This is a genomic window from Streptomyces sp. 135, from assembly GCF_020026305.1.
Classification (GTDB): Bacteria; Actinomycetota; Actinomycetes; order Streptomycetales; family Streptomycetaceae; genus Streptomyces.
The window spans coordinates 8,018,423-8,032,730 of the sequence record NZ_CP075691.1; the positions used below are offsets into that span (position 1 = coordinate 8,018,423).

13 protein-coding genes and 1 pseudogene are annotated in these 14,308 nt (G+C 71.1%); 10 read left to right on the forward strand and 4 right to left on the reverse strand.

Annotated elements, in window-relative coordinates; translation table 11 throughout:
- Positions 1–73 precede the first annotated feature (73 nt).
- The 6 genes and pseudogenes from KKZ08_RS35505 to KKZ08_RS35530 all read left to right on the forward strand — a co-directional run bounded on the left by KKZ08_RS35505 (position 74) and on the right by KKZ08_RS35530 (position 6,426).
- The gene (locus KKZ08_RS35505; RefSeq protein ID WP_223778342.1) at positions 74–802 is read left to right on the forward strand and encodes a (2Fe-2S)-binding protein; all 729 of its coding nucleotides are present in this window, start codon (positions 74–76) and stop codon (positions 800–802) included.
- A gap of 47 nt (positions 803–849) precedes the next feature.
- On the forward strand, positions 850–2,016 hold the full coding sequence (gene glgA, locus KKZ08_RS35510; RefSeq protein WP_223778343.1) for a glycogen synthase: 1,167 nt from the start codon (positions 850–852) through the stop codon (positions 2,014–2,016).
- Between the two features lie 9 nt (positions 2,017–2,025).
- Positions 2,026–3,243, forward strand: coding sequence for a glucose-1-phosphate adenylyltransferase (gene glgC, locus KKZ08_RS35515; RefSeq protein WP_223778344.1), 1,218 nt, complete (start codon positions 2,026–2,028; stop codon positions 3,241–3,243).
- 368 nt (positions 3,244–3,611) lie between these two features.
- A pseudogene (locus tag KKZ08_RS35520) lies at positions 3,612–4,433 on the forward strand (WS/DGAT domain-containing protein); the annotation flags it as partial.
- A gap of 78 nt (positions 4,434–4,511) precedes the next feature.
- A complete protein-coding gene (locus KKZ08_RS35525; protein WP_223778345.1) occupies positions 4,512–5,990 on the forward strand; it encodes an SDR family NAD(P)-dependent oxidoreductase in 1,479 nt (492 codons plus the stop codon).
- A 262-nt stretch (positions 5,991–6,252) separates the two neighbouring features.
- On the forward strand, positions 6,253–6,426 hold the full coding sequence (locus KKZ08_RS35530; protein WP_167515794.1) for a hypothetical protein: 174 nt from the start codon (positions 6,253–6,255) through the stop codon (positions 6,424–6,426).
- A gap of 149 nt (positions 6,427–6,575) precedes the next feature.
- Here the strand turns inward: KKZ08_RS35530 and KKZ08_RS35535 are convergent, their stop codons facing one another.
- Positions 6,576–6,968: a MerR family transcriptional regulator gene (locus tag KKZ08_RS35535; RefSeq protein ID WP_320589046.1), complete on the reverse strand. Its 393-nt coding sequence runs from the start codon at positions 6,966–6,968 to the stop codon at positions 6,576–6,578.
- Positions 6,969–7,011: 43 nt separating this feature from the next.
- Between KKZ08_RS35535 and KKZ08_RS35540 the strand changes: the two genes are divergently transcribed.
- Together KKZ08_RS35540 and KKZ08_RS35545 are read left to right on the forward strand one after the other, a co-directional pair.
- Entirely contained in the window at positions 7,012–7,428 is a 417-nt protein-coding gene (locus tag KKZ08_RS35540) for a putative quinol monooxygenase (protein ID WP_223778346.1), read from the forward strand.
- Between the two features lie 118 nt (positions 7,429–7,546).
- Positions 7,547–8,095 (forward strand): DUF1062 domain-containing protein, encoded by a 549-nt coding sequence (locus KKZ08_RS35545; protein ID WP_223778347.1) that lies wholly within the window; start codon positions 7,547–7,549, stop codon positions 8,093–8,095.
- A 73-nt stretch (positions 8,096–8,168) separates the two neighbouring features.
- On the opposite strand, the gene KKZ08_RS35550 is transcribed toward KKZ08_RS35545, so the two are convergent.
- Complete coding sequence (locus tag KKZ08_RS35550) at positions 8,169–8,990, reverse strand: alpha/beta hydrolase (protein WP_223778348.1); 822 nt, start codon at positions 8,988–8,990, stop codon at positions 8,169–8,171.
- A 425-nt stretch (positions 8,991–9,415) separates the two neighbouring features.
- Between KKZ08_RS35550 and KKZ08_RS35555 the strand changes: the two genes are divergently transcribed.
- Complete coding sequence (locus tag KKZ08_RS35555) at positions 9,416–10,357, forward strand: nitroreductase/quinone reductase family protein (protein ID WP_223778349.1); 942 nt, start codon at positions 9,416–9,418, stop codon at positions 10,355–10,357.
- Here KKZ08_RS35555 and KKZ08_RS35560 read toward each other — a convergent pair.
- Together KKZ08_RS35560 and KKZ08_RS35565 are read right to left on the reverse strand one after the other, a co-directional pair.
- Positions 10,350–11,513, reverse strand: coding sequence for a glutamate--cysteine ligase (locus KKZ08_RS35560; protein ID WP_223778350.1), 1,164 nt, complete (start codon positions 11,511–11,513; stop codon positions 10,350–10,352). The genes KKZ08_RS35555 and KKZ08_RS35560 overlap by 8 nt on opposite strands.
- Before the next feature lie 170 nt (positions 11,514–11,683).
- Entirely contained in the window at positions 11,684–12,700 is a 1,017-nt protein-coding gene (locus tag KKZ08_RS35565; RefSeq protein ID WP_263303384.1) for a LacI family DNA-binding transcriptional regulator, read from the reverse strand.
- A 302-nt stretch (positions 12,701–13,002) separates the two neighbouring features.
- Between KKZ08_RS35565 and KKZ08_RS35570 the strand changes: the two genes are divergently transcribed.
- Positions 13,003–14,301: an extracellular solute-binding protein gene (locus KKZ08_RS35570; protein ID WP_223778352.1), complete on the forward strand. Its 1,299-nt coding sequence runs from the start codon at positions 13,003–13,005 to the stop codon at positions 14,299–14,301.
- Positions 14,302–14,308: the final 7 nt, after the last annotated feature.

A 14,308-nucleotide genomic window follows, 5' to 3' on the forward strand; every position in this document is an offset into this window, starting at 1 on the left:
GCGTGCGGCGCCTACGGGCAGAGGCGGAGGCCCCGCGGAGCACGGGCGGCGGGGGGCTTGCTGTACTGCTCTCGTGAACACCCCCATCGACCTGGCAGAACTCGCATCCGTCGGCGGCTTCTTCGCGCTGCGCCCGGCTCCCGGGCCCGTCGGCGCCGTGCCCCTCACAAAGGTGTACGACCCACCGACCGGCGCCGACCCGTTGGCCTTCCGCGTCGGGAAGGTGGCGCTGCGGCTCGGCGCCCCCGAGGAGCGCATCGCGGTGTCCGTGGCGCAGCTGGGGCTCGCCGCCCGGCTCTGGTCCGTCGCGCTCGGCTCCGCGGCGCTGTACGGCGCGGTGCCCGACCTGGACCCGGCCCTGCTGTGCTGGGACGCCGACGGAACCTCGCCCGACGACCTGTGGCTCGGCGGCAACCGCACCCTGTCCGCCGACGCCGGGACCGTGCGGGAGGTCGTGCAGCACGGGCATCTCGCGCCGCTCACCGACGCGTTGCGCTCCCGGTACCGGATCTCCGCCGGGCTGCTGTGGGGCAACGCGGGCTCCGCGCTCGCGGGAGCCGCGCGGGAACTGCACGGCTGGGCGGTGCGGGAGGGGCGCGAGGACGTGGGGGAGCAGGCGCTCGGCCTGGCCTCGGCGCTCTTCGACCACCCTGACCTGCGCGGCAGCGGGACCTTGGACGGCACCGCGTTCCGGCGCCGCAGCTGCTGTCTGTACTACCGGTGCCCCGGCGGCGGCGTGTGCGGCGACTGCTGCTTCGACCGGCCGCCGCAGCGCTCTTCCCCCGGGGCCGCGTCTGGGTGACCATGAGGGGGCGCGGCCGACATCAGGCGGACGACGGAGGGTTCTGCGTGCGAGTGGGACTGCTCACCCGGGAGTACCCGCCCGATGTGTACGGCGGGGCGGGCGTCCATGTCGAGTTCCTCGCAAGGGAGTTACGCTCCCTCGTCGACCTCGACGTGCACTGCTGGGGCGACGGCGCGTCCGAGGGTCTGGTGCGCCACCGGGCCTGGTCCGAGCTCGACGGCGCCAATGACGCGCTGCGCACCTTCTCCGTGGACCTGGCCATGGCCGCCGCGCTCGCCGGTCGCGAACTCGTCCACTCCCACACCTGGTACGCCAACCTCGCGGGCCATGTCGGCAAGCTCCTGCACGGCATTCCGCACGTGATGACGGCGCACTCCCTGGAGCCTCTGCGGCCCTGGAAGGCCGAGCAACTGGGCGGCGGTTACGCCCTGTCGTGCTGGGCCGAGCGCACGGCCGCCGAGTCGGCCGACGCGCTGATCGCGGTGTCCGGCGCGATGCGTGAGGACATCCTCGCCTGCTATCCGGCCGTCGACCCGGCGAAGGTACACGTCGTGCACAACGGCATCGACACCGGCCTGTACCGTCCCGACCCCGCCACGGACGTCCTGGAGCGCCTCGGCATCGACTCCGGGCGCCCGTACGTCTTGTTCGTCGGCCGCATCACCCGGCAGAAGGGTGTGCCCCATCTGCTGCGCGCCGCGCGCCGGTTGGACCCGGGCGTCCAGCTGGTCCTGTGCGCCGGAGCCCCCGACACCCCGGAGATCGACGCCGAGTTCCGCGTGCTCTTCGAGGAGCTGAGCCGCGGCCGTGCGGGCGTCCAGTGGATCCCAGAGATGCTGCCGCGCCCCGAGGTCGTCCAACTCCTCAGCCACGCCGTGCTGTTCGTCTGCCCTTCGGTGTACGAACCGCTGGGCATCGTCAACCTGGAGGCGATGGCCTGCGGCACGGCGGTGGTCGCCTCGCGCGTCGGCGGCATTCCGGAGGTCGTACAGGACGGCACGACGGGGCTGCTCGTCCCCTACGAGCCGAAGGACCCCGACGGCTTCGAACGTGACCTCGGGTTGCTCCTGAACGAACTGGCCACCGACCCCGGACGGGCCGCCTCCATGGGTGCGGCCGGACGCCGGCGGGCCGTCGGGGAATTCGGCTGGGACGCCGTCGCCCGGAGCACGGTCGAGGTGTACGAGGAGATCCTGCACGCCGACAGGTAGGAGACTGGTATGCGCGGTGGACCTTCGGTGCTCGGAATCGTGCTTGCCGGCGGGGAGGGGAAGCGGCTGATGCCGCTCACCGCCGACCGGGCCAAACCAGCGGTCACGTTCGGCGGGACGTACCGCCTCGTGGACTTCGTCCTCTCCAACCTCGTCAACGGCGACATCCTGCGTGTCTGTGTCCTGACGCAGTACAAGTCCCACTCCCTGGACCGGCATGTGACGACGACCTGGCGGATGTCGAGCCTGCTCGGCAACTACGTCACACCCGTGCCCGCGCAGCAGCGCCTCGGCCCGCGCTGGTTCTCGGGCAGTGCCGACGCGATCCTCCAGTCGCTCAATCTCGTCCATGACGAACAGCCCGACTACATAGCGGTGTTCGGCGCCGACCACGTCTACCGCATGGACCCGCGGCAGATGCTCCAGCAGCACATCGACAACGGCGCGGCCGTGACCGTCGCCGGGATCAGGGTGCCGCGCGCTGAGGCGCCGTCGTTCGGCATCATCACGCCGGCGCGCGACGGGACGCGTGTCGAGAGCTTCCTGGAGAAGCCCGCCGATCCTCCCGGCCTGCCGGGCGCCCCGGACCAGGTCTTCGCCTCGATGGGCAACTACCTGTTCACCACGAAGATTCTCGTCGACGCACTCCAACAGGACGCGGAGAACGAGGAGTCGGCGCACGACATGGGCGGTTCGATCCTGCCCATGCTCACCGAACGGGGGCTGGCCCAGGTGTACGACTTCGACGGCAACCACGTGCCCGGCGAGACGCCGCGCGACCACGGCTACTGGCGTGACGTCGGCACCCTGGACTCGTACTACGAGGCCCACATGGATCTGATCTCCGACCACCCGGTCTTCAACCTGGACAACCGGCTCTGGCCGATCTACACCCACTCCGGCGGGCTGCCGCCCGCCAAGTTCTGCGCGGGCGGCATCGCGGGCGAGTCCGTCGTGAGCCCCGGCTGTGTCATCCGCGGCCAGGTCACCCGCTCCGTCCTCTCGCCCGGCGTGACGATCGAGCAGGGCGCGGTGGTCCAGGGCTCGGTGCTGCACGACAACGTACGGGTGGGGCGGGGCGCGGTGGTGCGCGGCGCGGTCCTGGACAAGAACGTCGACGTCCCGCCCGGCGCGACGATCGGTGTCAACCCCGAGCGGGACGAGGAGCTGTACACGGTCTCGAAGGGCGGGGTGATCGCGCTGGGGAAGGGGCAACGGGTCGAGTGAGCGGCTGTTGGGCGCGGGTCGGGGGAGTGGCCGCCGAGGGGCTCCAAGGCTATGCGTGACCCGCATAGCGGGGCGTCCCCCTGAAGCCCGCGCCCCCCGAAGACGCCACCGGCACCCCCCGAAGTCCCGCCTACCCGGCCGAACCCAAAGACGCCGTTTGCTCCCGTTTGTCCTCACAGGCGCAGGGAACCCGACGCACGTCACGATCTTGGCCGGCCGTGCGGAACGCGGTGCGGCCATGCCCGACTTTCGCAGGAGGCCTTCCACCGGCACAGGGCCAGCACGACCCCCGTGCAGGCGAACCGGACGACACTCCGCAGGTGACGTCAGAGCCGACGCCTCCCTTCCCCGGCGAGAAACACGACCCCCGCGCCGCTGTCACGGAACTGGGCCGGGCCCTCGGCATCGGCGCCTCGGTCGCGCGCGCCGGCCTCGGCGTCCGCTCCTGCGCCGCCCTCACCTCGTCCGCCACCGGCACCCGCCGCACCGCGGGGATCGTCCTGGACCTGGACGACGTGCACCAGGTCCGCAAGGCCGTGGGCGGCACCGTCAACGACGTACTGATCGCCGTGGTCGCCGGAGCCCTGCGGCGCTGGCTCGACGAGCGCGGCGATGGCAGCGAGGGCGTCGAGCCGCGGGCCCTGATCCCCGTCTCGCGGCGCCGCCCGCGCACCGCCCAGCCGCCGGGCAACCGCCTCTCGGGCTATCTGGTCCGGCTCCCCGTCGGTGACGACGACCCCCTGGCCAGGCTGCGCGGCGTGCGTGCCGCCATGGACCGGAACAAGGAGGCGGGGCCCGAGCGCGGCGCGGGGGCCCTCGCCCTGCTCGCCGAACACGTGCCGTCCCTCGGGCACCGCCTCGTCGGCCCGGTCGTGGCCCAGGCCGCGCGGCTGCTCTTCGACGTCCTCGTCACCAGCGTCCCGCTGCCCGGCATCGGCCTGCGGCTCGGCGGCAGCCGTCTGGCAGAGGTCTACCCCTTCGCGCCGCTCGCCCGGGGCCAGTCGCTCGCCGTCGCCGTGTCCACGTACCGGGGCCGGGTGCACTACGGCCTGGTCGCGGACGCCGCCGCCGTACCCGACCTGGACCTCCTCGCGCGGAGCGTGCGGGACGAGCTCGAGGCCCTCGTGGCGGTGTGCGCGAGCCCACGGGACGGTGTGCGCCAGGTCACGGGTTTGGTGACGGGGCCCTGAGCTACGTAAAGTTCCGCTTTTGAGAGCTTGCGGACGACCGGACGGACCGCGGCACGGAATGACACGAGGACAGCGGCGATGACGGTGACAGACGAAAGCCACGAGGGGACCGTCGCGTACGGCCCCGGCATCGACCCGGACCGTCTCGCCGTCTGCCTCAGCGTGCTCGACGAGCTGGACAAGCTGGACGTGGACCACCCCGACGCGATCGCGGTGCGCCGCGCGACGGCCGGGATCTACCGCACGGTGAAGCAGCGCCGCCGCCAGGAGCGCCGCGCCGCCAAGACCGCCCACGACCGCGCGGTCACCGAGGCCACCGCCACCGGCTCCGCCGAGCGCATCGACGACGAGACGGCGGGCGTGCTGCCCTCCTCCTCGGTGAAGGGCGAGATCGCGGGGATACTCCAGCGCCCGCGCTCCTGCTACACCTGCAAGACGCGGTACGTCGAGGTCGACGCGTTCTACCACCAGCTCTGCCAGCCCTGCGCCGCCGAGAACCGCGCCCGCCGCGACGCCCGCACCGACCTGACCGGCAAGCGCGCCCTGCTCACCGGCGGCCGCGCCAAGATCGGCATGTACATCGCGCTGCGGCTGCTGCGGGACGGCGCGCACACCACCGTCACCACGCGCTTCCCGAGCGACGCGATCCGCCGCTTCAAGGCCATGCCCGACAGCGACGAGTGGATCCACCGCCTGAAGATCGTCGGCATCGACCTGCGCGACCCCGCCCAGGTCGTCGCGCTCGCCGAGTCGGTCGCCGCCGAGGGCCCCCTCGACGTACTGATCAACAACGCCGCGCAGACCGTACGCCGCTCCCCCCAGGCCTACAGCGAGCTGGTCGCCGCCGAGTCCGCCCCGCTGCCCGCCGGTGAGCTGCCCGCCTCCGAGGTGATCGGCACCTTCGGTTCCGGCGCCGTGGCCGCGCTGCCGGTCGCCGGGGGCGGCGCGCTGACCGCCGACGACGTCACCGGCCTCGCGCTGGTCACGGGGTCGGCCTCCCTGGAGCGCATCGCGGCCGGCACGGCGATCGACGCGGGCGGCCTGGTGCCCGACCTGCACGACACCAACAGCTGGATCCAGACCGTCGAGGAGGTCGGCCCGATCGAGCTGCTCGAAGTACAGCTGTGCAACTCGACGGCGCCGTTCATCCTCATCAGCCACCTGCGCTCCGCCATGGCGGCCGCCGCCGCGGCGAACGAGGACGGCCGCGCGTACGTCGTGAACGTCTCCGCCATGGAGGGAGTTTTCGGCCGCGGCTACAAGGGCGCGGGCCACCCGCACACCAACATGGCCAAGGCCGCCCTGAACATGCTGACGCGCACCAGCGCGCAGGAGATGTTCGAGAAGGACCGCATCCTCATGACCGCGGTCGACACGGGCTGGATCACCGACGAGCGACCGCACCCCGACAAGATGCGCCTGGCCGAGGAGGGCTTCCACGCCCCCCTGGACCTCATCGACGGCGCGGCGCGGGTCTACGACCCCATCGTGCGCGGCCAGGCCGGCGAGGATCTGTTCGGCGTCTTCCTGAAGGACTACGCGCCCGGTAAGTGGTAGTACGCGCCGGCGCACGGCCGCTCGAACGCCCGCATCCGCACCGGCACCCTTGTCCGGAATTTACACAGCTTTGATATTCCATCGAGCGCGGGCGCGCTCATTTGGTTAACCTGGGGTGAGCGGGTGGCCACGAGAGATCCACGAACGTCTCTCGGTCACCCCGGGGACAGGCCGGCAATCACGGCTGCGGTCCCGCCAACTACCGGCGCCACCGCGACCGAATCCTGCCCTTGTCCTTCTACGCGACACAAAGGAGTGCGCGGTGACACCAGAACTGACGAAGCACGAGAAGCGACCGGCGGAACGCGGCGGCGAACGGGCCGGCAGACCCCCCAAGCTCCGCAACCTGGAGGCGTGGGCCAAGGCGGCCCCCATTCGTCTGGCGGGCTACGAGGACGACCTCGCCGAGCCGCACATCCTCCCGGGCATCGACTGATCGGTACCGCCGGTCGTCGGCTTCGCACTGTGCCCCTGCCCGTGGCGGGGGCACAGGTGTATCCGGTGTGGCGCGGACGACCGTCCCCTCCACGACCGTCCGCCCCCCCGTCGCCATCTCACGCCAGTACCCCTGTGGGGCCGGGAGATTCACCCGCAAGACACCTCGGCGCGGGAAGCGCGTGACGAAGTGTCGAGGAGGTCGCGGAGCGACGTGCGGGCCTGTTGCAGGTCGGCGATGCGCGTGTCCAGCTCGGACAGGTGCGTCCGGAGGTGCTCCAGGACGCAGGTGTCGAGTTCCGGTCCGTCGCCGAGGAAGCACGGCATGAGGTCGCGGATGATCCGGGTGGGGAGCCCCGCGGCCAGCAGCGTCCGGATCCGCGTGACGGTCGTCAGCGCGCCCTCGCCGTAGTGCCGGTGGCCGCCGTCCGTCCGGGACGGGACGAGCAGGCCCTGTTCCTCGTAGTAACGCAGCAGGCGCACGCTCACGCCTGTCGCGCGGGCCAGTTCGCCGATCTTCATGTGGCGCACCTCACGTGTCATGAACTTGAACCTCACATGGATGTGAGATCGTAGCGTCGCCCTCATGACGACGGCACAAGCACCCATCTCCCTCTACGGTTTTCTGCGCCCCCGGCCCGAACGGGCCGACGAGGTCCGGCAGTTCCTCGCCTCCCTCGTGGAGCCCACCCGGCGGGAGGAGGGCAACCTGGAGTACCACCTGCACGCGCAGGACGACGGCCGGCTCTTCCTGTACGAGGTCTGGCGCTCCCAGGAAGACCTGGACCGGCACAACGCCACACCGGCGCTGCGCCACTTCCTGGACCACCTGCTGGACTTCCTCGAAGAAGCCCCCGACGGCTACTTCGACACCATGATCAGTCCGTATCCGCGCGAGTCGGGCGAGTCGGGTGATTCGGGTGAGCCGTTCGTGGGCTCGAAAAAAACCAGTGGATCGGCGCCGCTGAACGCCACTAACGTGCTGCCGGACCGAGTCGCCTGACCAAGGACGGGCCGTTGTACACCCTGTGAGACACCCCGAGAGCTGATCTGCAGCGCGCCGCGCCTCCGCGTCGCGCTGCCCTTTGCTGCGGACTTCTCACTGAAACCGGTGTACTTCTGTGCTTGAAAACTGGGTGGTCATGCCCGCCTGCCTGCCCCTCGTCCTGCGCCGTTGCCACACGTGCGCGTCCGAACGGTTCCGGGCCAACGGCAAGTTCCGTGTCAACGCGAACCGCAAGCTCCTCGATGCCTGGCTCCTCGTGCTCTGTACCGCTTGCGGGGAGACCGCGAAGCTCACGGTCCTGGAGCGGCTGAACGTGCGCTCCGTACGGCCCGAGCTGCTGGACCGGATGCACGCCAACGACCCGGGCCTGGCAGCCGAGTTGCTCCAGGACCCGGTCGTGCGGCGCCGCAATCGCATCGCTCTCGACTGGGCGGACGCCTGGCGTCTCGACACCGGCGGATCGGATCACCCGGACAGCGAGGTGATCGACGTATCGGTCCGCTTCGCGGCGCGGATCCCGGTCCGGCCGGTGCGGCTGATCGCTGAAGGCTGCGGTCTTCCGAGGGCCGAGGTCGAGAGGCTGATCGACGAGGGGAAGGTCGTCTCGGCGGTCCGGCTGAGCGGCAAGCTCTCCGGTGACTTCACCTTCATGCTCAAACGCTGAGCCCTGCCAGGCCCGGGGCCTGTCCGGCGCGATCCGCCGGGCAGGCCCCGGGCCGCGGGCGGCCACCTTCAGGTCATGCGGCGGCTGCTTGCTGCCGGTCCACGAACTCCGTGACGGTACGGGCGAACAGCTCGGGCAGCTCGAAGGGCAGCGCATGGCCGCAGTCCAGTTCCAAGAACTCGGCGCCGGCGATGGACGCCGCCAACTCCCTTTGGTGGTGCGGCGGGACGATCAGGTCCTGGGACCCCGACACGACCAGGGTGGGGGCGGTGATCCTGGCCAGCGCCTCGGTGATGTCCACCCGGATGTTCAGCTCCGACTGGCGGGCCATGCCGTCCGCGTCGAACAGCGCGTTGCACGCGGCCACGCTCTCCTCGAAGTCCTCGGTGCGGCGCCCGGCCAGCGTCTTGGCGCCGAAGGCGGTGACCTGGAGCGCCCGGGAGAACAGGTCCTTGTCGACGCGCAGCAGCCGCTGCCACAGGTCGAACTGGAACTCCTGCCACGGGTCGGTCACCGCCCAGCCCGCGTGCAGGAAGAGGGAACGTATCCGCTCGGGGCGGGCCCCGGCCGCGGCGGCCGCGACCGTGGCCCCCAGGGAGTGCCCCGCCAGGTGGAAGGTGTCCAGACCCGCCGCGTCCACGGCGCCGAGCACCTGGGCGACCAGGTCGTCGACGGTCAGCGGGCCACCGGCGTCGGTGGTGGCACCCGACCCGGACAGGGTCGGGGCGACGATGGTGCAGCGGTCCTTGAGGGCGTCGATGACCGGGCCCCAGTTGCCCTCGGGGGTGGCGCCGGTGCCGTGCACCAGCACCAGGGCCGGACCCGAGCCGGTGATCAGGCAGTCGACGGCACTGTCGCCACCGGAGATCGGGACGTGAACGGTCGTATAGGTCATGGTGGTTGCGGCCTTTCGGGGGAGGGCACGAGGCGTACGGCGAGGTGTACATACGCCGCCGACAGGTCCGCCCAAACGTCAAGAACGTCAAGAACGTCAAGGCATGGTGATCTCCGTGCGTTGACAGGCGGGGATCGGGTGACTGTAATGGTGCTCGTGCCGCGTGGCGCCGACCAAAGAGCAGTGGGCAGGTCGGCGATCGGGCGAGCACCTTCACTCAAGGACGTCGCCGATGGACACGTCGTGAGTTCACACCGCCAGGCCTTCGCCTGATCCGCGCGCCTTCGCGCGCCCCGGTCACGCCCCTCACGCGTGGCCCCGCCTTCCACCGCGTACGACGCGAACCCCGCACGATGCGAACCCCGCACGACGCGAACCGCGCCCAGCGCGGTACCGAACATTCCGTACGGAGACCCGACACCGTCATGCCCACACCCGCCACATCCTTCAACCAATCCGTCATCGACGAGTTCCGCGCCAACGGCGGCAAGGTCGGCGGCCCCTTCGAGGGCGGCGACCTGCTCCTGCTCACCACCACCGGAGCCAGGTCCGGCAAGGAACACACCACCCCGCTCGGCTTCGTCCGCGACGGCGACCTGCTCCTGCTGGTCGGCTCGAACCTCGGCGGGCCGTGCCATCCCGACTGGTACCACAACGTCCTCGCCCACCCGACGGTCGGCGTGGAGCTCGGCACCGAGGAGTTCCAGGCGATCGCCGTCCCCGCCGAGGGGGAGCGGCGCGACCGGCTCTTCGCGCGGATCACGGCAGCCGAGCCCGGATACGGCGACTACCAGGCGCGCACCAGCCGGATCCTGCCCGTCGTCGTCCTTGAGCGGCCCGCGCACGAGGCCGGCATCCCGCAGGAGGCCGGTGACTTCGCCGAGAAGATGCAGCAGGTGCACCTGTGGCTGCGCGGCCAGCTGCGGCACGTACGGGACGAGACCGAGGCACACTTCGCGGCGACAGCGGCGCACCGGGGCCCCGGAGCGCCGCCGGAACCGGGGCTCGGGCTGCGGATCCGCCAGCACTGCCTGGCGTTCTGCGAGGCCCTGGAGTTCCACCACACCAGCGAGGAGGCGCATCTCTTCCCGACGATGGCGGGCTACCACCTCGAACTGCGCGAGACCTTCGACCGGCTCGCCGAGGAACACCGGACGGTCGCCCGCATCCAGGGCGAGCTCGCCGGGCTCCTGGCCGGCCTCGGGGGAGCGGACCCGGAGCGTTTCCGAGCCGAACTGGCGCGCATGTCGGAGGAGTTGACCCGCCATCTCGACTACGAGGAGGAAGCGCTCCTGCCGATCCTGGCCGAACTGCCGTGGCCGCCCGGACCGCCCGTCCCGCCCGGACAGCCCGAGGCCGTCAAGTAGCCGCGGTCTGTTCGGTGCCGGGCAGCCGCGGCCCCCGCGCGGGGCCCGGTGTCCGGCTCGCGGCCGTGCGGGCGGCCAGGTCGTCGACGACGTCGAGCAGGCTGCCCGCGCGGGCGTGGACGGAGCGCTGCCGTTCGGCTCCGCCGCCATGCGTGACGAGATGCCGCAGGACCTTGGTGACCTGCGACAGCTCGCGGTGTTCCGCCAGAGTCGGCCGGACGTGCTCCAGCAGGCGGCGTACCTCGTGGGTGGTCGGCACCAGCCGGCTGGTCCGCGGATCGAGGCTGTGCCCGGTCAGACCATCGCGGGCGCACCGCCAGTACGCCGCACGCAGCAGCGCTTCGTCCATCGCGGGCCCGGGGTCGCCGCGGCGTACCCGTTCCAGCGCACGGACGACCAGTGCCCGCACGAGGACCGCGAAGACCGCCGCTTCCTCGACGGTGGTGGGGACGTCCATCACCCTGATCTCCACGGTGGGCAGGTGCGCACACGGACGCACGTCCCAGTACAGCGAGCGTTCGCCCCGGATCGCGCCTGCCTCCTGGAGCGAAGCCGCGAGCGCGTCGTAGTGCGCGGCCGAGGAGAAGTACGGCGGCGGGCCGGACACGGGCCAGCGCGTGACTCCCAGGGTCCGCCAGCTGCAGTAGCCGCTGTCCCGCTCCTCCCAGAAGGGGGAGTTCGCCGCCAGTGCCACCAGGACGGGCAGCCACGGCCGCAGGTGGTTGCCGACCAGGACGGCGTGCTCCCGGTCCGGGACCTGGACGTGTACGTGGAGCCCGCAGAAGGCGAAGGTGTCGTACAGGGACCTGAACATCTCGAACTGGGGAAGGTAGTGGGCGTCGTCATTGAGCGGCATCGGCGTCCGCATGCCCAGCAGCGGTGTCCCGGAGGCGAGAGGGCGCACCCCGTCCCGCGCCGCGGCGGTGACGACGGCGGAGCGTACGCGCCGCAGTTCGTGCCGGAGTTCGCCGAGGGTCCGGCAGGGCGGAGTCTTGCCCTCCACCTGATATCGGCACGCCTCGCCCGTCACCAGGTCCCCGAGCACCGGCTTGACGCGAGCCAGGATCCGGGGCGCCGCCGCGACCACCGTGCGCTGGGCGGCACCGACGAGGAAGTACTCCTCCTCGACACCGACGGTGGGGATATGGTCCGCCATGCGCCGTGTCCTTCCGCCGACGTGCATGCCTGTCCCTCTGTGGCTGTCTTTCTGTGCCTGTCCTTCTGTGCACCTTCCTCGCCCGGAGGGCCGACAGCGAGTCCGGCGCGCCCGGGAGCATGACCGGACCCGGCAGAGGGGCACTCCAGGATCCCAGCGCCCGCGCCGGTTCACACGTCCCGTACCGGCCCCGTGCTCTCCCGTTCGATGAGCCGCGGCAGCGGCACCTGGACGGTCGCCGCGGGCCCGTCGTCGAGGAGGGCGAGCAGCTCGCGGGCGGCCGTGCGGCCGAACGCCACGGTGTCCCGGGACAGGGCCGTCAGCCATGGGTGCACCATGCGGCACAGCGCCGAGTCCTCCCAGGCCACGACCGACACGTCGTCCGGGACGCCGAAGCCGAGGGAGGACGCGGCGGCGACCCCGGCCACGGCCATCACGTCGTTGTCGTACACCAGGGCCGTCGGCGGTTCGGCGGACTGCAGGACGCGCCGGGTCACGGCGGCGCCCTCCGCGTCGGAGTAGTCGGTCGTCACCGAGCGCACCCCGGACAGGCCGCGGCTCGCCGCCTCGGCCCGCAGGGTGCGCATGCGGCGCTCGGTGTGCGCGAGCCCTTCCATGCCCGCGATGTGCACGATGCGGCGGTGCCCGAGGGCGTGCAGATGGCCCACGACCGACGCCATCGCCCCCGCGTCGTCCGCCCACACCGTGGAGAGCCCCGGCGGCCCCGCCTCCGGGTCGGGCACGCCGCCCGTCACCACCGCGGGCAGCCCCAGCTCGTCGAGGAGTGCGGGCCGGGGGTCGTCCGTGCGCGGGTCGACCACGAGCACGCCGTCCACCCGGTGCTCGGCCCACCAGCGGCGGTAGACCGCGCACTCGGCGGCCACGTCCTCCACCACCTGGAAGAGCAGCCCCAAGTGCCGCTCGGCCAGCACCTCCTGGACGCCGGAGATGAGCTGGAGGAAGAAGGAGTCGACGCCCAGCGTCGCCGCGGGCCGCGCCACGACCAGGCCGACGGTGGCCGAGCCCTCGCCCGACAGGGCGCGCGCCGCCGTACTGGGCCGCCAGCCGAGCTGTTCCGCGACCCTGCGCACCCGGTCGCGGGTGATCTCGGAGACGCCGGGCCGGTCGTTGAGCGCGAAGGAGACGGCGCTCTCGGAGACCCCGGCGCGGCGCGCGATGTCCTTCATGGTCGGCCGGCGTGCCGGTGACCGCTTGCCTTGCACCCGTAGCCCCTTTCCTGGCACCGCGCACTAAAGCGCTTGAGCGCATCGACTCTAAAGCGCATTAGTCAACTGCCGCAAGACCCGTGACACACGCGCCTGACCTGGGAATTGCCGGGCAGAACGAGAGATCTTCGCTATTGATTCCCCGAATCCATTGACTTTGCGCCACGGTTGGATGCAGGGTCTGCCTCGGCGTGGATTGCCCGGCTCGGACGGCCGCAGTCACCGCCGTCTCACGCTGGGCCGAGCAAAGGAGCCGTTTCACCGTGCGTATCTCCCGTATTCCCCGCAGAGCGGTCGCCGCAGGCGCCGTCCTCGCTGTCCTGCTGCCGCTGAGCGCCTGTGGCGACGGAGGCGACGGCGGCGGTTCCACGGACGCGTCGGGCAAGATCGAAGGCAAGATCACCTTCCAGACCTGGAATCTGAAGGCGAACTTCAAGCCCTACTTCGAGGGCCTCGTCGCCGAGTTCGAGAAGAAGTACCCCGGCACCGACGTCAAGTGGATCGACCAGCCCGGCGAGGGCTACGCCGACAAGATCAGCGCCGACGCCGCCGCGGGCACGCTGCCCGACGTCGTGAACGTCTCGCCCGATCTGGTCGCCCCGCTCGCCAAGGCCGGCCTCGCGCTCGACCTCGACAAGGCCGCGGGCAAGTACGAGAAGGAGTACCTCCCCGGGGCCTGGAAGAGCCACCAGATACCGGGCACGGAGGGGACGTACGCCTTCCCCTGGTACCTGAACACCGGGCCGCTCTTCTACAACAAGCGCCTCTTCAAGGATGCGGGCCTCGACGAGAACGAGCCCCCGAAGACGTACGACCAGCTCTTCGACCAGGCCTTGCAGTTGGCGAAGAAGAGCGACGGGAAGATCGCCACGCTCGCCAACGTCCCCACCATCGAGGACTTCGGGCGCTACGGCGTCCCGCTGATGAACAAGGAAGGCACCGGCTTCACCTTCAACGACGCCAAGGGCGTCGAACTCCTCACCAAGTACAAGAAGCTGTACGACGCCAAGGCCCTGGACGGGCAGGCGCTGACGGCGACGCCGGAGTCGACCGGCAAGAAGTTCCTCACCGAGGCCGTCGCCATGAACCCCGGCAGCGCGCTGGACCTGGAGAAGTTCAAGAAGGACGCGCCGAAGCTCTACAAGAACATCGGCATCACCCCGCAGATCAGCAACACCGGCAAGGACAACATGTACGTGATGGGCGTGATGGTGAACGCCCGCACCAAGCAGACGCCGGCCGCCGTCGCCTTCGCGCACTTCGTCACCGACGCCAAGCACCAGATGGAGTTCGCCAAGCAGGTCGCGATCTTCCCGAGCACCCAGGGCTCCCTGGACGACCCCTACTTCACCGAGCAGGACGGCAAGGAGGAGACGCGGGTCCGCGTCGCCGCCGCGAAGTCCGTCAAGACGGCGGTGAACTACACGCCCGTGCTCTTCAGCGAGCAGATGAAGGTCGAGCTGCGCAACTCCGTCGCCAAGGCACTCCAGGGCAAGGAGAGCCCCAAGGAAGCGCTTGACAACGCTGTCAAGAACTGCGACCGGCTGCTGAAGCAGAGCTGAGCCCCGG